Below are 17,965 nucleotides of genomic sequence, written 5' to 3' on the forward strand. Positions count from 1 at the left end.
GCCGGACCGGGGCACTCCACCGCCCGGACGGCCCTCCGCGAGCCGACTCCCGGAGGGCAGGCGTCCGGACCGGATCCACGTCTCCGACTACCTTCGATCCAGGCTCACTTGGCCATCTCCGTTGTTGCCGCTCCCAGTTGCCCTCACACCGCGCGTCCGCGGGCCGTTTCCGGCGGACGGATTCCAGCCGTGTCGGCACCACACGGGCAAGGCAACACGCTTCCGTTCGAGACGAGTTCGCCCGCCGTCAGCAGCCGCGCGGCCCGGGCGGGAGCCGTTCCGCCGGCCGAACAATTTCGGACACTTGGGCATCCCGCCGAACACTGAACGACTATCGTCTCGAATTGACGTCTCCTGAGCGACCGACAAGGCTCGGAGATCCCGTCACGTCCTTTTTCGTCCGCATTGTGGACTGCTTCGACCACCCCCAGGAAAGGTTCCTTTCGTGATCAACAGCAATCACGGGGCCGATTACGAGAGCGTCCTGCGAGACCGCAAGGGCCAGGCCGAAGCCTTCGACGCCATCGGCGACCGCTACGACGAAGCCTTTCCGCACAAGGAAGGCCAGGTCACCGCGGGCGACTGGCTGATCGGATCGCTGCGCGAGGGGGCGCGGGTCCTGGATCTCGGCTGCGGCACGGGGGTGCCGACCGCGCGCCAGCTGGCGGACGCCGGATTCGAGGTCGTGGGGGCCGACCTCTCCGCCCGGATGGTGGAGCTCGCGAGCGGCTACGTACCCGGCGCCACGTTCCACCAGCTGGACCTCGCCGACCTGCGCCCGGGCGGTCCGCGCGACCTCGGCCGCTTCGACGCCGTCGCCGCCTTCTTCTCCCTGCTGATGCTGCCGCGCGCGGAGATTCCCCTCGCCCTGCGGACCGTCCGTCATCTGCTGGTGCCCGGCGGCCTGTTCGTCCTGTCGATGGTCGAGGCCGACGTGGACGACTTCGCCATCCCCTTCCTCGGGAACACGATCCGGGTCTCCGGCTATCTGAAGGAGGACCTGCACAAGGTCATCGCGGAGGCCGGTTTCGAGATCGTCAAGGAGACCTCGTACACGTACGCCCCCGCGGTGACCGACGTACCGCCCGAGGAGCAGGTGTTCCTGTGCTGCCGGCGGTGCGACTGAGGAGGCGGAGTCCGAGCCGCGGACCGCGCCACCCACCGACGGGACAGAACGCGTGACCGAGCACCTCATCCCCCGCGAGGGCAGCGCCCCGCCACAGGGCCTCCCGCCGTCCGCCGCCGTGGCGGACGGCGGTGCGCCCCAGACCGACCGCCTGCGCTATCTCGACGTGGCGACGCGGCGGATCGCCCGCGGAATGGATCTGGACGGGACGCTCCGGGAACTGCGCCGGGCGGCCGTCCCGGCGTTCGCCGACGCGGTCTTCATCCACCTCGACGACCCGCTGCCGGTCGGCGCCGAGCGGTCGACGGGGCCCGTCGTGCTGCGACTGCACAGCTCGGAAAGGGCCGCGCCCGCACCGGAACCCGCCGGCACGCTCCTGTGCACCGACCCCGGCACCGCCCGCCCCGCTCCGCCGCTCCCCGAGGTCGCCGAACGCGTGGAACCGGCGGGCGGCGGCCGGCTCGCGGAACTGCTGCGGGACGGGCGTCCGGCGTTCGGTGACGCGCCGGGCAACGCGCCGGCCGTCGCCGAACTGCTCGCGCCGGGAACCGAACCACCGGGCACACCGCCCCCGGGTCACCGCCTGATCATCGCGCCGCTGCACGGCAGCCACCACGCCATGGGCACGGTCCTCCTGCTGCGGAGCGCGGGCCGGCCCGCCTTCGGCGGCGACGATCTGCTCGTCGCCTCACAGCTCGCCACGCACACCGCGCTCGGGGTCCAGAAGGCGGTGATGTACGGGCACGAGGCCGCCGTGGCGGACACCCTCCAGCACACGATGCTCCCGTCGTCGCTGCCCGAGACCACCGGCGTCCGGCTGGCCAGCCGCTATCTGCCCGCCTCGAAGACCGCGCAGGTCGGCGGCGACTGGTACGACGCGATCCCCCTTCCCGGCAACCGCGTCGCCCTGATCGTCGGCGACGTCATGGGTCACTCCATGACCTCGGCCGCGATCATGGGCCAGCTGCGCACCATCGTGCAGACCCTCGCCGGGCTCGACCTGCCGCCCAACGAGGTCCTGCACCATCTCGACGAGCAGGCCCAGCGGCTGGGCAACGACCACATCGCGACCTGCCTCTACGCGATCTACGACCCGATCGCGCACCGGCTGCTGATGGCCAACGCCGGTCATCCGCCCGCCGTACTGCTGTACGAGGACGGCCGGGCCGAGGTGCTGGGGGTCCCGCCCGGCGCCCCGATCGGCGTGGGGGGTGTCGTCTTCGAGTCGGTCGAGATGGCCGCGCCCACCGGGGCGACCCTGGTCCTGTACACCGACGGGCTCGTCGAGTCCCGCGACACGGACATCGGGAGCGGCGTCGAGGCGCTGCGCACGCGCCTCCAGGGCACCGCCCGCGGGCTCACCTCGCTGGAGGTGCTCTGCGACGACGTCCTCGGCACCCTGGGCCCGGGGAACCGGGACGACGACATCGCCCTGCTCACCGCCCGGTTCGAGGGCTTCCCGCCGGACAGCGTCGGCTACTGGTTCCTGGCGCCGCATCCGATGACCGCGGGCCAGGCGCGCCGGCTGACCCGCAGGGCGCTGCGCCGCTGGGGGCTCGACTCCCTGATCGATCCGACGGAACTCATGATCAGCGAGATCGTGACGAACGCCGTGCGGTTCGCCTCGCGGCCCCTTTCGCTGCGGCTGCTGCGCACCGACGTGCTCCGCTGCGAGGTGACCGACGACTCTCCCCAGGTCCCCCGGATGCGGCAGGCCGGCCCGGGCGACGAGAGCGGCCGCGGTCTGTGTCTGGTCAATCAACTCGCCCTGCGCTGGGGTGCGACACGGGTGAGCAGCGGCAAGGTCGTCTGGTTCGAGCAGAAGATCCCGCCCAAGTAGGGGCCGCCCGGTCCGCATCCGGCCGATTCCCGATCGACGCCTCCGGGGCTCGCATACCCGTGAAGGGTATGGTGGCGGTCCTAGCTCGCAGGAAGTCAGGAAGTGCGGACGCCCCTGATGACGGTACGAGAGTTGCCCCGGGACCGGTTCGAGGGCGCCGCCCGCCGGGTTCACGGTCTGCCCGTCACACCGTGCCCCGCGGCCACCGCACCTCTCCGTCACGCGCTCCCCCGTACGGCGGGAGCGGCGGCTGCCGAGGCCGGCCCGCGCACCGTGTCCGGGCCCCTCACCCCAGCGGGCGTTCCTCTCCTCACCGCGCACATAGGCCGCTTCCCCACGGCTCGCCGCGTCCTCTGACGCCGCCCGGCCGTGTGGGGACCCCGTCCTGGAACGCGTGTCGCGCATCGAGAAGAGGACTCTTCGTGAACAGCATCAACCGTCGCACCGTCCTCGCCGGACTGGGAGCGGCAGGTACCGCCGGCCTGCTCACCGCCTGCGGCAAGGACGCCCCGAACGCTCCCGCACTCCTCAGCCCCAACGGTTCCCAGGTCGACCGCGCGGACAGGAGGCGCAGCTCAACGGGCCGGGTCCGGAACCTGAACGTGACCGCCGCGCCCGCCACCCTCGACCTGGGCGGCGGGGTCCGGGCCAAGTCCTGGGCCTTCAACGCCCAGGTCCCGGGCAAGGAGGTCCGTGTCTCGGCGGGCGACACGCTCGCCGCGGAGCTGACGAACCAGTTGCCCAACTCGACCACGACGTCGATCCACTGGCACGGCATCTCGCTGCGCAGCGACATGGACGGAGTCCCGCCGGTCACGCAGAGCCCGGTCCGGGCCGGTTCCAGCTTCACGTACCGCTTCGTCGCCGACAAACCCGGCACGTACTTCTTCCACCCGCACGTGGGCATCCAGGTCGACCGGGCCATGTACACGCCGCTGATCGTCGAGGACCCCAAGGAGCCGCTGTCCTACGACGACGAGTGGGTCGTCGTCCTCGACGACTGGCTCGACGGTGTGACCGGCACGCCCGACGACGTCCTCGCCGAACTCACCCACCACATGGCCGGCATGGGCATGAAGAGCACGGGACCGGCGTCCTCGCGGCGTCCGTCGGCGCCGTCCGGGTCCTCCGGCGGGCGGGCGTCGTCCCGGTTCCGGCTGAGCGGCGCGGCCAGCCCTCTGCTGGGCCGCGACGCGGGGGACGTGAACTACCCGTACCACCTGGTCAACGGGCGGGTCGCGACCGATCCCGCCGTCTACTCGGGCAAGCCCGGGAACCGTGTCCGGCTGAGGATCATCAACGCGGGGGCCGACACCGCGTACCGGGTGGCGCTCGGCGGCCACAAGCTGACGATCACCCACACCGACGGCTTCCCCGTCGACCACGAGGAGGTCGACGCCGTGCTGGTCGCCATGGGCGAGCGGTACGACGTCCTGGTCACCCTCGACGACGGCGTCTTCCCGCTCGTCGCGCTGGCCGAGGGCAAGGACGTCTCCGGCATGGCCCTCGTGCGGACCGGGTCGGGAGGCCTGCCGGATCCGACGGTGCGGCCCGGCGAACTGGACGGGCGGACGGTGAGCGCCGACGAGCTGCGCGCGAGCGACGGCGTACGGCTGGCGGCGAAGGATCCCGATCAGGTCGTCCGCGTCAAACTGACCGGCAGCATGGGCCAGTACGACTGGGCCATCAACGGCAGGCGGTTCGACATGGCCGACCCGACCGCGAACCCGATGCTCGTCCAGGAGGGCCAGCGGGTCCAGCTGGACTTCCTCAACAACACGAACATGTGGCACCCGATGCATCTGCACGGCCACACGTACCAGCTCGGCGACTCCGGTCCCCGCAAGGACACGACCATCGTGCTGCCCCGGTCGAAGGTGTCCGTCGTCTTCGACGCCGACAACCCCGGGCAGTGGATGCTGCACTGCCACAACGCCTACCACAGCGAGGCCGGGATGATGGCGCTCCTGGCGTACGGGGCCTGAGCACCGGGCGCGTCAGCCGAGGAAGCTCAAGCGGACCTGGCGGTCGGGGTTGTCCCGGTTCGTGTCCACGAGGCACACCGACTGCCAGGTACCGAGTTCCAGACGCCCGTCCACCACCGGCAGGGTCGCGTGCGGCGGGACGATGGCGGGCAGGACGTGGTCGCGGCCGTGCCCAGGACTGCCGTGACGGTGCTGCCAGCGGTCGTCCGCGGGAAGCAGCGAGTGCAGCGCGGCCAGCAGGTCGTCGTCGCTGCCGGCGCCCGTCTCGATGACGGCGATCCCGGCGGTGGCGTGGGGCACGAACACGTTCAGCAGGCCGTCGCGGCCCGCAGCGACCTCGCGCAGGAAGGCCTCGCAGTCGCGCGTGAGGTCGACGACGGTCTCCGACGAGCCGGAGGAGATGTTCAGGACCCGCGTGGTGAAGGCATCGGACATGCCTCAATCCTCTCCCATGCGCGGGTTCCCGGCCTGTGGCGACGGCACGTCACGCACGGGCGGACGGTCTGCGGCGCCCGGGCGGACGACCGGCCGCGCGCCGGTCCGTCGGGTGGCTCACAGTTGAGGTGCCGACGGGAAGATCCAAGGACCCGCTCGGGTTCACAGAGGCGTGAACGACACCGGGATGAGCGCGCGCGAGGTCGATGTGGTCGTCGTGGGAGCCGGCCAGGCCGGTCTCTCGGCCGCCTACCATCTGCGGCGCACGGGCTTCGAGCCCGAGCGGGACTTCGTGGTGCTGGACCACGCGCCGCGTCCGGGCGGCGCCTGGCAGTTCCGCTGGCCGTCGCTGACGTACGGCAAGGTCCACGGCATGCACTCCCTGCCCGGCATGGACCTCACGGACGCCGATCCGGACCGCCCGTCCTCCGAGGTCGTCGGGGAGTACTTCGACAGGTACGAGCACGCCTTCGGCCTGCGGGTCCACAGGCCCGTCGACGTGCGGGCCGTCCGGGAGGGCACCGGCGGACGGCTGCTCGTGGAGACCGGCTCCGGCGACTGGTCGACGCGGGCGCTGATCAACGCGACGGGCACCTGGGACCGCCCGTTCTGGCCCCGCTATCCGGGCCAGGAGACCTTCCGCGGGCGGCAGTTGCACACGGCGCAGTACCCGGGCCCCGAGTGGTTCGCCGGACGGCGTGTGATCGTCGTGGGTGGTGGCGCCTCCGGCACCCAGCATCTGATGGAGCTCGCCCCCCTCGCCGCCGAAACCACCTGGGTCACCCGGCGTCCTCCGGTCTTCCGCGAGGGGCCGTTCAGCGAGGAGTTCGGGCGGGCCGCCGTCGCGCTCGTCGAGGAACGGGTCCGGCAGGGGCTGCCGCCGCGCAGCGTCGTCTCGGTCACCGGGCTGCCGCTGAACGACGCGATCCGGCGGGCGCTGGCCGAGGGCGTGCTGGACCGGCGGCCGATGTTCGACCGGGTCACCCCGGACGGCGTGGAGTGGGAGGACGGGACGCGCGTGGACGCCGACGTGATCCTGTGGGCGACGGGCTTCCGGGCCGCGATCGACCATCTGGCGCCGCTGCGGCTGCGCGAGCGGGGCGGCGGCATCCGCGTCGAGGGGACGCGCGTGGTCGCGGATCCGCGGATCCATCTGGTCGGCTACGGGCCCTCCGCGAGCACGATCGGCGCGAACCGGGCCGGCCGTGCGGCCGTACGGGACATCAGGCGGTTGACGGCCGGGGAACCGGTCGCCGTGTGACGCCGCGCGCGTCCGTCAGTTCGTGGGAATGGTCGTGGGGGTCGCCACGGGCGGTACGGAGTCCGAGGCCACGGGCGCAACCGTGGGCGACGCGACGGGCGGGACGGTGGGCGTCGCGACGGGGGCGGCCGTGCGGGGAGCCGCGGACGTGAAGGCGGGAGCGGCCGGCTGGGCGACCGCGGGGGACGCCGCCAGGGAGACCGAGGGCGAGGCCGTCGGAAGAACCGTGGGCGAGCCCGCGGGGGACGTGTTCTTGTGGTGGAGGCGGTTGAACTCGGCCACGTTGCGCTGGTGTTCCGCGTAGCTGGCTGTGAAGCGGGTGTCGCCCGGCTTGACCGTGACGAAGTACAGCCAGTCGCCCGCGGGCGGGTTGACGGCCACGCGCATCGCCGCCTCGCCCGGGTTGGCGATCGGGGTGGGCGGCAGGCCCATGCGCCGATAGGAGTTGTAGGGGCTGTCGAGCCTGGTGTCCGCCTCGCTGGTGCTCAGCGTGGAGCGGTTCAGCGCGTAGTTGATGGTCGAGTCCATCTGGAGCGGCATCCCGCGCTCCAGACGGTTGTAGATCACTCGGGCCACCTTGCCCATGTCCGCGTCGGTCGCCGCCTCGGCCTGCACGATGCTGGCGACGGTGACCGCCTGATAGACGTTCATCGCGTTGCGCTGCGCGCCCGCCGCGATCGGCGCCCCGCTGAACTTCTTCTCGGCGGTGTCGACCATGAACGTGAGCAGGGACTCCGGAGTGGCTTTCGCGCCGATCGGATAGGTCGCCGGGAAGAGATAGCCCTCGGGGTTCCCCCCGGCGTCGTTCGGGAGCTTGAGACGGGCCTTCGCCAAGGACTTCTTGGTGGTGCCCGCGGGAAGTCGGAGGGCCTTGTCGACGGCGGCGTAGACCTGTCCGGACCGCCAGCCCTCCGGGACGACGAGCGATGTCGGCCGCCCGTCGCCGTCATCCATGGTCAGCAGCGGCACCGCCACGGCGGTGGCCGCCACGACGGCGCCGGTCGCGATGAGGGCGACTCGGCCCCGGCGCGTCAGTCGGATCGTGCTCCGTGGCGGAGTGTTCGTCTGCATAACGGGCACGGTAACGCGCCATTGCCCTCAAACCCGGCATATCGTCATCTTGTCGGCTCCAGTTCGGCGTCCCGGTGGACGAGCGCGGCATAGCGCCCCTCCGCGGCGAGCAACTCCTCGTGCGTGCCCCGCTCGACCGCGTGACCCGAGTCGAGGACGACGATCTGGTCGGCGCCGCGGATCGTGGACAGCCGGTGCGCGATGGTGAGCGTGGTGCGGTTGGCCGACAGGGAGTCGATCGCCTCCTGGACGGCAGCCTCCGTGCGGGTGTCCAGGGCGCTGGTCGCCTCGTCGAGGATGAGCACGGGCGGGTCGCGCAGGATGGTGCGGGCGATGGCGAGGCGCTGCTTCTCGCCGCCGGAGAACCGGTGCCCGCGTTCGCCGACCACCGTGTCGTACCCGTCGGGCAGCGACGCTATGTGGTCGTGGATCTGGGCAGCTCGCGCCGCCGCGTGCAGTTCCTCGTCGGTGGCGTCCGGCTTGGCGAAGCGCAGGTTCTCGGCGACCGAGGCGTGGAAGAGGTACGTCTCCTGGGAGACGACGCCGACCGCGCGCGCGAGGGTGTCGAAGTCGAGGTCCCGGACGTCGACCCCGTCGAGGGTCACCCGCCCGCCCGTGACGTCGTACAGCCGGGGCACCAGATAGCTGAGCGTCGACTTGCCGGAGCCGGTCGGGCCGACGACGGCGAGGCTGCCGCCCGCGGGGACGGTGATGTCGATGCCTTCGAGGATCGGGGTGCCCTTGTCGTCGTAGCGGAACTCGACGTCCTCGAAGCGGATCTCGCCCTTGACCTGGTCCAGGTGGACGGGGTTCTCGGGCTCGGTGATGTCGATGGGCAGGTCGAGGTACTCGAAGATGCGCTGGAACAGCGCGAGCGAGGTCTGGATCTGCACGCCGGTGGACAGCAGACTGACCGTCGGCCGGAACAGGCCCTGCTGGAGCGAGACGAACGCGACGAGCGTGCCGATCGATATCGAGGGACCGCCGAGCTGGAGGGCCACGCCCGCGGCCCAGTAGATGACGGCGGGCATGCCGGCCATGACGATGCCGATGACGGACATGCGCCAGCGCCCCGCCATGTTCGACCTCACCTCGAGGTCGACGAGGCCCTCGGACTCCTCGGCGAAGGACTTCGTCAGCGAGTCGGCCCGGCCCATGGTGCGCCCGAGCAGGATGCCGCTGACGGAGAGCGACTCGGTGACGGTCGCGGCCATCGCCGCCATCTGCTTCTGGCGCTGGGTGGTGATCTTCTTGCGTTCGTTGCCGACCCGGCGACTGATCCACACGAAGACCGGCAGCAGGAGCAGGGAGACGACGGTCAGGCGCCAGTCGAGGGCCACCATCGCGACGATCGTCGCGACGACGCTGGTGAGGTTGGAGACCAGCGAGGTGGCGGTGGAGGTGACGGTCGCCTGCATCCCGCCGATGTCGTTGGCGATGCGGGACTGGACCTCGCCCGTGCGCGTCCTGGTGAAGAACGCGAGCGACATGCGCTGGAGACGGCCGTACACGGCGGTGCGCAGGTCGTGCATCACGCGCTGGCCGACGGTCGTGGAGATCAGCGTCTGGAGGACGCCGAAGACGCCGCTGAGGACGGCGCTCGCGATCATGCCGAGCGCGAGCAGGGTCAGCAGGCCCGTACGCCCCTCGGGGATCGCGGTGTCGAGGATCGCCTTCAGCAGGAAGGGGGTGGCCACGCCGACGAGGGACGCGGCGCCCACCAGCACGCCGACGATCGCGAGGCGGCCGCGGTAGGGCCGGAACAGGCCGAGGATGCGGCGCACCTGCCGAGGCTGGTCCTTGTCGGCGGGTGGTGGGCTCCAGGTGGAGAGTTCGGGACGCAATGGACTCCTAGGAAACTGGGACGACCGGAACATCGACGACGAAACCGCCGGCGACGGGAACGTCGACGACGGAGGCATCGATCGGGATCCGACGGCTGACGGATCCCAGCTCATTGTTACCTATACTCACAATGAACGGCATCCTGATATTGTTCCCGCATGACCACCCCCGATGCCGACGGCCTGCTCGCCGAGCAGCTGCTGCGTCTGACACGCCGCGTGCACCGCATCCAGAAGCGCCATCTGGAGCAGCGCGAGCTGGGCATCACCCCCGCTCAGTCACGGCTGCTGCGCACCCTCGCGCACTACGCCTCACCGCCCCGTATGGCCGATCTCGCGGAACGCCTCGAAGTGGTGCCGCGTGCGGTGACCACGCTGGTCGACGGCCTGGAGGCGAGCGGCAAGGTGCGCCGGGTCCCCGATCCCACCAACCGCCGCGTGATCCGCATCGAGGTCACGGACGAGGGGCGCAAGGCACTGCGTGAGCTGCGCGCCGCGCGCAGGAGCGCCGCGGACGAGATCCTGGCTCCATTGACGGACGAGCAGCGCGAGGTGCTCGGCGGGCTGCTGGACACCTTGGTCGACGGCATGCCGAGGGCAGAGCACCGCTGCTGAGGACGGTCCGGGTCGCGCCGCTCGACGAGCGTGTGAGGAGTGGTCCGATGCCTCTGCTGGAGCCCGATCCCGGCAAGCTGCGCCCCCGGGCGCGCCGCGGAACCCCGGCGGCCGACCGGGTCCCCGAGGACCGGGCCGGGGGCACTCCCGAGCCACTGCGCGGCGACCTGACCGCCCTGCTCGGCGCCGGAAAGGTGCTGACCCGGATCTCCGACCTCGTGCGCTACGCCTCGGACGCCAGCCCCTACCGTTTCGTGCCGCGGGTCGTGGTGGTTCCCGAGGACCTCGACGACGTCTCGGCCGTGCTCTCGTACGCCCACGGCAGGGGCCGCGAGGTGGTGTTCCGGGCGGCCGGCACCTCGCTCAACGGCCAGGCGCAGGGCGAGGACATCCTCGTCGACGTCCGCCGTCACTGGACGGGCGTCGAGGTCCTCGACGGCGGCGCTCGGGTCCGGATCGCTCCGGGCACGACCGTCGCCCGCGTCAACGCCGCCCTCGTGCGGCACGGGCGCGTGCTCGGCCCCGATCCGGCCAGTGCGATCGCCTGCACGGTCGGCGGCGTGGTCGCGAACAACGCCTCCGGCATGACGGCCGGCACCACCCGCAACGCGTACGTCACCCTCGCCTCGCTCACCCTCGTGCTGCCGTCCGGCACGGTCGTGGACACGGCCGAACCGGACGCGGACGAGCGGCTGGCGCACGCGGAACCGGCCCTGTGCGCCGGTCTCCTGGCGCTCAAGGCGGAGATCGAGGCGGACACCCGACTCGTCCGCCGCATCCGGGCCAAGTACGCGATCAAGAACACGAACGGCTACCGCCTGGACGCCTTCCTGGACGGCTCGACGCCCGTCGAGATCCTGCGCGGGCTCATGGTGGGCTCGCAGGGCACCTTCGGATTCATCGCGGAGGTCGTGTTCGACACCCTGCCGCTGGACCGACGGGTCTCCGCCGCGCTGCTCTTCTTCGACTCGCTGCCGGCCGCGGCCGCCGCCGTGCCGCGGCTCACCGCGGCGGGAGCCTCGGCCGTCGAGCTGATGGACGGCAACACCCTGCGCGCGTCGGTGGCCGTCGAGGGCGTGCCCGGGGACTGGGCCGGTCTGCCGGGCCCGACGGCCGCGCTGCTCGTGGAGTTCCGCGCCCCGGACGAGGGCGCGCTCGATGCCTGCGAGGAGCGGGCCCGGTCGGTGCTGGCGGGGCTCCCCCTGGTGTCGCCCGTGCCCTCCGTGACGAACTCCCTCACCCGCGACCCGCGGACCGTCGCCGGCTACTGGAAGGCCCGCAAGGCGTTCGTCACGGCGGTCGGCGGAGCGCGCCCGCCCGGCACGACCCTCATCACGGAGGACTTCGCGGTGCCGCCCGGGCGGCTCGCGGAGGCCTGCGAGGCGCTGCTGGACCTCCAGGACCGGCACGGCTTCGACGCGGCCGTCGCGGGCCACGCCGCCCACGGCAACCTGCACTTCCTGCTGGCCTTCGACGCGTCCGTACCGGCCGACGTGGAACGGTACGCCGCCTTCATGGACGCGTTCTGCCGGCTCACCGTCGAGCGTTTCGACGGCTCCCTGAAGGCCGAACACGCCACCGGGCGCAACATCGCCCCCTTCCTGGAACTCGAATGGGGTCCCAGGGCCACCGAGTTGATGTGGCGCACGAAACGGCTGATCGACCCGCAGGGCGTGCTCGCGCCACGCGTCGTGCTCGACCGTGATCCGCGTGCGCATCTGCGGGGCCTGAAGACGATCCCGTCCGTCGAGGCGATCGCCGACCCCTGCATCGAGTGCGGCTTCTGCGAACCGACCTGCCCCAGCCAGGACGTGACGACCACCCCGCGCCAACGGATCGTGCTGCGCCGCGAGATGACACGCCAGCCCGACGGCTCCCCGGTCCAGGACAGGCTCCTGGAGGCGTACGGGTACGACGCCGTGGACACCTGCGCGGGCGACTCGACCTGCGGACTGGCCTGCCCCGTCGGCATCGACACGGGTGCCCTGATGAGGACGTTCCGGCACGCCCGGCACGCACCGCGCGAGGAGAGGGCCGCCGCGTTCGCCGCGCGGCACTTCCACGCGTTCGAAGTCTCCGCGCGCCTTGCCGTCGCCGCCGCGGACCGGATCGGCGACCGGCCGGTGAACGCCGTGACACGCGCGGTCCGCAAGGTCGTACGACCCGATCTGGTGCCCGAATGGCTGCCGCGGATGCCCGGGGCCGCCGCCTCCGCCCTGCCCCGCACCGCGCGCGTGGGGGCCGTCGCCGTCTACTACCCGGCCTGCGTCAACCGCGTCTTCGGCGGTCCCGGAGACGTGTCGCTCGCGCGGGCCGTCGTCGCGCTCTCCGCCCGCGCCGGGAGGCCGGTGTGGATTCCGGACGACGTGCGGGGAACGTGCTGCGCGACGATCTGGCACTCCAAGGGGTACGAGGCGGGCGACGCCGTGATGGCCAACCGCGTCGTCGAGGCGGCCTGGGGCTGGACCGCCGGCGGCCGGCTGCCCCTCGTCGTGGACGCCTCGTCGTGCACCCTCGGCCTCGCGCGCGAGGTCGTGCCGTATCTGACCGCCGACAACCGGGAGTTGCACGCCGGGCTGCGGGTCGTCGACTCACTGGTGTGGGCCGCCGAGGAGCTCCTCCCCCACCTCACCGTGCACCGCACGCTGGGCTCCGCCGTCCTGCATCCGACGTGCTCCATGCGGCACTTGGGGGACGAGGAACAGCTGCGTACGGTGGCCGAGGCCTGCGCGGACGAGGTGGTGGTGCCCGACGACGCCGGGTGCTGCGCCTTCGCGGGCGACCGGGGCATGCTCCACAGGGAGCTCACAGAGTCGGCCACCCGCCGGGAGGCGGAGTTCGTGACCTCCCGGGACTTCGACGCCCATCTGTCGGCCAACCGCATGTGCGAGGTGGGCATGGACCACGCGACGGGCCGCACCTACCGCTCCGCCCTCCTGGCCCTGGAACAGGCGACCCGCCCCGACGCACCGGCGTCCCGGGACACCTAGGCCTTGAGGTCCGCCTTGTCTCCCATCAGCACGACGGGGTGCTGTTCCGGGTCCAGGTTGCGCAGGAGGTACTCCATCGCCGGCTTCGGCAGGCTCACGCACGCGGACGTGCCGCTGCCGTGGTCCATGTGCAGCCAGATGCCGCCACCCTTGTCGTCGCCCCAGGGCCGGGTCGGATCGTCCGGCGGATTGCCCTTGAGCCGGTTGTAGTCGATGGCGATCACGTAGTCGAAGTCGTGCCAGTGCGACTTCGCCCAGTAGTGCGGGGCCTGGAACGTCTCCGACTGCGTGTACGGCATCCTGGCGCCCGGATCGGCGAGCACCCCGCCGGCGTCGCTGAGCGTGTACACACCGACCGGACTGCGCTTGTCACCCTCGTGGTGGTCGGTGGTCCAGCCCTTCTTGCCGTTGTGCGCGGCCCAGCTGCGCGTCTTCTCCCAGGTGGTGCCGGACTTCGTGTACAGCACGGCCGTGGAGTCCGCGGAGTCCTTGCCCTCGCCGTACACCGCCAGGACCTGCCGGGAGTCGGACGGGATCTTCCCCTGGAGCCGGTCGCCCACGTCAGGGATCCGCGTCGGGTCCACGGCGGGCGCACTCGTCCGGGCGGCCCCGCCCCGGGCTCCCGCGTGGCCCTTCACCTCGCCGCCACCTCCGCCCTGCGGGCCGCCGCAGGCCGAGAGGGTGACCGCGACCGCCCCGCAGACCATGGCCACGAGCCCCGTACGCATCGCACCGTTCTTTCGCATGCCGCCCATCCTCGCACCAGGTATCGGGTGAATCGCCCTCACCACCCGTCGCGGCCCGTCGCGGTGACGCCGGGCCGGTTCCTTCCGGCGGAGCGGAAAACAGTTTGCTTTCGACCACGCCGCGACGCGAACCTTTCACGGTTTGCTGCCGGCCCCCGCCCAGGCCGCCGGAATCCCCCGCACCCTCCATCGCCTGACACGAGCCACTGGGACGTCATGCAGATCCAAGACCTTCCGTATCCCGATCCGGGCGTGCCCGACGCACGCTCAGGTCCCCGATTCCTGTGGTGGCTCGGGCGCAATCAGCTCGGCGGACAGCTCAAGGCCCTGGCCTGGGGCCTGCTGCACTTCCTGGCCGTGTCCGCGCTGCCGTTCTGCGTAGGCCTCGCCGTCCAGTCCGTCGTCGACCGCTCCGGCACCCGGCTGGCCCTGACGGGGGCGCTGATGGTGGCGTGCGGCGTGTGCATCGCCCTGGGCGAACTCATGCTGCACCGCACCGCGGTCACCAACTGGATCACCGCGGCCGCGCGCGTCCAGCAGCTGCTGGCCCGCAGGACCGCTCTGCTGGGCTCCGCGCTGACCCGACGCGTCGCGGCCGGCGAGGTGGTCGCGGTCTCCACCGGCGACGTCGAGAAGATCGGCTGGTTCGTCGAGGCCGTGTCCCGCTTCACGGCGGCCGCGGTGACGGTCGTGGTGGTCTGTGTGGCGCTGGCCGTCTACCAGCCGGCCCTGGGGGTGATCGTCGCCGTCGGCGTACCGGTGCTGGCGGTCGCCGTCCTGCCGCTGCTGCCCCGTGCCACCCGCCGCGCCGACTTCCAGCGGGAGAAGGCGGGCCGGGCCACCGAGCTGGCCTCCGACACCGTGGCCGGCCTGCGGGTGCTGCGCGGGATCGGGGGCGAGGAGCTCTTCCTCGACCGCTACCGCCGTGCCTCCCAGGAGGTCCGCCGGGCCGCCGTGCGCAGCGCGCGCATGTGGTCGCTGATCTCGGCAATCCAGGTGCTGCTGCCCGGTCTGCTGATGATCGCCGTCGTCTGGCGCGGTGTGCAGCTGGCCAGGGACGGCCGCATCGAGGTCGGTGAACTCGTCACCGTGTACAGCGCCGTCATGCTCCTCACGTATCCGTTGCGGCATTTCGAGGAGATCGCCATGGCGTACTCCTTCTCGCGCCCGTCGGCACGGCGGGCCGCCCGCGTGCTGTCCCTCGAACGGGCCATGGACAGCGGCGGTTCCCTCGCCGCGCAGGCACCGCGCGGCGATCTGTACGACCCGGTGACCGGCCTGCTCGCTCCCTCGGGCCGATTCACCGCCGTGGTGTGCGGCGACCCGGACGCGGCGGGCCTGCTGGCCGAGCGGCTCGGCGGCCACGCCGCCGGACCGGGCGAGGAGAAGCCGGACGCGGGGCCGAGGAGCGCGTCGGTGGTCCTCGGGGGCGTGCCGCTGGACGAGCTGCCGCTGGAGTGCGCCCGCACCGCCGTCCTCGTGCAGGACAAGGACCCGGTGCTGCTGTCCGGCTCCCTGAGCGAACTGCTCGACGTGCCCGCCTCGGGGCTCGTGAGCGCCGGGGCGGCCCTGTCCGCCGCGCAGTGCGGAGACGTGCTGGAGGCGCTCGCCCAGGGCTCGCTCGGCACCGGTGATCCGATGGACGCGCGCGTCACCGAGCGCGGGCGCTCCCTGTCCGGGGGCCAGCGCCAGCGTCTCGCGCTGGCCAGGTCCCTGATCACGGACCCCGAGGTGCTGGTCCTGGACGAACCCACGTCCGCGGTCGACTCGCACACCGAGGCCCGGATCGCCGACGGGCTGCGCTCCCTGCGCGCCGGGCGCACCACCGTGGTCCTCACCTCGTCACCGCTGCTCCTGGACGCCGCGGACCGGGTCGTCCTCGTCCACGAGGGGACGGTCGTCGCGGTCGGCGAGCACCGCGAACTGGTGCGCAGCGAGCCGCGGTACCGGGCCGTGGTGAGCCGGGAGACCGAGGAGGAGGCCGCCGGGGGACGCGAGGAGGCGGCCGCGCTCGGCGAGGTGACCGTGGACGACGAGGCCGTCCTTGACGGCGTACTGGAAGAGATCGAGGAGAAGGCATGATCGGCGTGGCGCCACCGGCGTACGACCCGGCCGCCCCGACGACGGCGAACACCCTGCCCGTCGGCGCGCCCGCGACCGTACGCGCCTACGTCACCGAGCTGTTCCGACGGCACCGCAGGGCCTTCCTGCTCCTGGTCGCCGTCAACACCGTGGCGGTCGTGGCCTCGATGGCCGGGCCCTATCTGCTGGGCTCGGTCGTCGAACGTGTCTCGGACCACGCGCGCGACCTCCATCTGGGCGCCACCGCCGCCCTCTTCGTCGTCGCGCTCCTCGTCCAGGCCGTGTTCGTCCGGCAGGTGCGGCTTCGGGGCGCGATGCTCGGCGAGCGGATGCTGGCCGACCTGCGCGAGGACTTCCTCGTACGGTCCGTCGGGCTGCCGCCCGGTGTCCTGGAACGGGCCGGGACGGGCGACCTGCTGTCCCGCATCACCACGGACATCGACCGGCTCGGCAACGCGATGCGCGAGGCCGTCCCCCAGCTGGCCATCGGTGTCGTGTGGGCGGCGCTCCTGCTCGCCGGTCTCGCCGTGACCGCCCCGGTGCTGGCTCCCGCCGTCCTGGTCGCCGTTCCGGTGCTGGTGATGGGCTGCCGCTGGTACTTCAAGCGGGCTCCCGCCGCCTACCGCTCGGAGGCGGCCGGCTACGCCGCCGTCGCCGCCGTTCTCGCCGAGACCGTCGACGCCGGCCGCACCGTCGAGGCACACCGTCTGGGCGGGAGCCGCATCGAGCTGTCGGACCGCCGGGTCCGGGAGTGGACGGCGTGGGAGCGCTACACGCTGTGGCTGCGGTCGGTGCTCTTCCCGGTCGTGAACATCACGCATGTGACGGTGCTCTGCTCGGTGCTGATGATCGGCGGGTGGCTGGCTCTCCAGGGCTGGATCGGGGTGGGCCAGCTGACGACGGGCGCCCTGATCGCCCAGATGCTGGTGGACCCGGTCGGGCTGATCCTGCGCTGGTACGACGAGCTCCAGGTGGCTCAGGTCTCGCTGGCCCGGCTGGTCGGCGTGCGGGACATCGAGCCGGACGCGGGCGATCCGTCCGTGGCCCCGGAGGGGCGCGACGTCCACGCCGACCGGGTGCACTTCGGCTACCGGGAGGGCGTGGACGTGCTGCGGGAGGTGTCCCTCGCGGTCGCTCCCGGCACCCGGCTCGCCCTGGTCGGCCCGTCCGGCGCGGGCAAGTCCACGCTGGGCAGGCTGCTCGCCGGCATCTACGCGCCCCGGGACGGCCGGATCACGCTCGGCGGCGCCGAGCTGTCCCGCATGCCCGCGGAGGAGGTCCGGGCGCATGTGGCCCTGGTGAACCAGGAGCACCACGTGTTCGTGGGTTCCCTGCGCGACAACCTGCTGCTCGCCGTTCCCCGCTCCCGGCAGCAGCACGAGAAGCAGCAGGACGAGAAGCAGGAGGGGGCTTCGGCTCCCGGTCCGGCGCGGGAACGGGGCGAGGACGCCACCGACTCCGTCGACGCCCGCCTGTGGGCCGCTCTCGGCGCGGTCGACGCGGCCGGCTGGGTACGGGCGCTGGAGGGCGGGCTGGACACCGAGGTCGGCTCGGGCGGGTTCGCGCTCACCCCGGCCCAGGCCCAGCAGATCGCACTGGCCCGGCTGGTCCTGGCCGACCCTCACACCCTGGTCCTCGACGAGGCGACCTCGCTCCTGGACCCACGGGCCGCCCGCCATCTGGAACGCTCGCTGGCCCGCGTGCTGGACGGCCGCACCGTGGTCGCCATCGCCCACCGTCTCCACACGGCCCATGACGCGGACGTCATCGCGGTCGTCGAGAACGGCCGCATCAGCGAGCTCGGCAGCCACGATCAGCTGGTCGCCGCGGACGGGGCGTACGCGGCCCTGTGGAGGTCCTGGCACGGGTGAGCGCGCGGGCCCGCCGGGGGCACCGGCCACCACGCGTGGACCTGGTGCCCGGCGGGCCCGCAAGCCCGTCCCGTGCCCGGCCGGCCGCCCCCGCGTGGA

Annotated in this window: 11 protein-coding genes and 1 pseudogene; 8 read left to right on the forward strand and 4 right to left on the reverse strand. The window is 72.4% G+C overall.

What is annotated here, in order from left to right; genetic code table 11:
* The first annotated feature begins 445 nt into the window (after positions 1-445).
* From ACFWI4_RS00395 to ACFWI4_RS00405, 3 genes are all read left to right on the forward strand, one after another.
* The gene (locus ACFWI4_RS00395; protein ID WP_387189326.1) at positions 446-1,126 is read left to right on the forward strand and encodes a class I SAM-dependent DNA methyltransferase; all 681 of its coding nucleotides are present in this window, start codon (positions 446-448) and stop codon (positions 1,124-1,126) included.
* Positions 1,127-1,319: 193 nt separating this feature from the next.
* Positions 1,320-2,966, forward strand: a complete 1,647-nt coding sequence (locus ACFWI4_RS00400) for a SpoIIE family protein phosphatase (RefSeq protein WP_387189590.1) — start codon at positions 1,320-1,322, stop codon at positions 2,964-2,966.
* 422 nt (positions 2,967-3,388) lie between these two features.
* Positions 3,389-4,951, forward strand: a complete 1,563-nt coding sequence (locus ACFWI4_RS00405; RefSeq protein ID WP_387189327.1) for a multicopper oxidase family protein — start codon at positions 3,389-3,391, stop codon at positions 4,949-4,951.
* Positions 4,952-4,963: 12 nt separating this feature from the next.
* On the opposite strand, the gene ACFWI4_RS00410 is transcribed toward ACFWI4_RS00405, so the two are convergent.
* The gene (locus tag ACFWI4_RS00410; RefSeq protein WP_387189328.1) at positions 4,964-5,386 is read right to left on the reverse strand and encodes a secondary thiamine-phosphate synthase enzyme YjbQ; all 423 of its coding nucleotides are present in this window, start codon (positions 5,384-5,386) and stop codon (positions 4,964-4,966) included.
* 187 nt (positions 5,387-5,573) lie between these two features.
* Here ACFWI4_RS00410 and ACFWI4_RS00415 point away from each other — a divergent pair, with 187 nt between their 5' ends.
* A complete protein-coding gene (locus tag ACFWI4_RS00415; protein ID WP_387189592.1) occupies positions 5,574-6,647 on the forward strand; it encodes an NAD(P)-binding domain-containing protein in 1,074 nt (357 codons plus the stop codon).
* Positions 6,648-6,881: 234 nt separating this feature from the next.
* On the opposite strand, the pseudogene mltG reads toward ACFWI4_RS00415, so the two are convergent.
* Together mltG and ACFWI4_RS00425 are read right to left on the reverse strand one after the other, a co-directional pair.
* Positions 6,882-7,718, reverse strand: a pseudogene (gene mltG, locus ACFWI4_RS00420) (endolytic transglycosylase MltG); the annotation flags it as partial.
* A gap of 44 nt (positions 7,719-7,762) precedes the next feature.
* Positions 7,763-9,562 (reverse strand): ABC transporter ATP-binding protein, encoded by a 1,800-nt coding sequence (locus tag ACFWI4_RS00425; RefSeq protein WP_387189329.1) that lies wholly within the window; start codon positions 9,560-9,562, stop codon positions 7,763-7,765.
* Positions 9,563-9,721: 159 nt separating this feature from the next.
* On the opposite strand from ACFWI4_RS00425, the gene ACFWI4_RS00430 reads away from it, so the two are divergent.
* Together ACFWI4_RS00430 and ACFWI4_RS00435 are read left to right on the forward strand one after the other, a co-directional pair.
* Positions 9,722-10,177, forward strand: a complete 456-nt coding sequence (locus ACFWI4_RS00430) for a MarR family winged helix-turn-helix transcriptional regulator (protein ID WP_385395791.1) — start codon at positions 9,722-9,724, stop codon at positions 10,175-10,177.
* 47 nt (positions 10,178-10,224) lie between these two features.
* The gene (locus tag ACFWI4_RS00435) at positions 10,225-13,167 is read left to right on the forward strand and encodes an FAD-binding and (Fe-S)-binding domain-containing protein (RefSeq protein WP_387189330.1); all 2,943 of its coding nucleotides are present in this window, start codon (positions 10,225-10,227) and stop codon (positions 13,165-13,167) included.
* Here the strand turns inward: ACFWI4_RS00435 and ACFWI4_RS00440 are convergent.
* Positions 13,164-13,913: a L,D-transpeptidase family protein gene (locus tag ACFWI4_RS00440; protein WP_387189331.1), complete on the reverse strand. Its 750-nt coding sequence runs from the start codon at positions 13,911-13,913 to the stop codon at positions 13,164-13,166. The genes ACFWI4_RS00435 and ACFWI4_RS00440 overlap by 4 nt on opposite strands.
* A 216-nt stretch (positions 13,914-14,129) precedes the next feature.
* Between ACFWI4_RS00440 and ACFWI4_RS00445 the strand changes: the two genes are divergently transcribed.
* Entirely contained in the window at positions 14,130-15,995 is a 1,866-nt protein-coding gene (locus ACFWI4_RS00445) for an ABC transporter transmembrane domain-containing protein (RefSeq protein ID WP_387189332.1), read from the forward strand.
* Positions 15,992-17,866 carry an ABC transporter ATP-binding protein gene (locus tag ACFWI4_RS00450; protein WP_387189333.1) on the forward strand — a complete coding sequence of 625 codons (1,875 nt, stop codon included), beginning with the start codon at positions 15,992-15,994 and terminating at the stop codon, positions 17,864-17,866. Before ACFWI4_RS00445 ends, ACFWI4_RS00450 begins: the two co-directional genes overlap by 4 nt.
* Positions 17,867-17,965 lie beyond the last annotated feature (99 nt).

Source organism: Streptomyces sp. NPDC127038 (assembly GCF_042725875.1).
Taxonomy (GTDB): domain Bacteria; phylum Actinomycetota; class Actinomycetes; order Streptomycetales; family Streptomycetaceae; genus Streptomyces.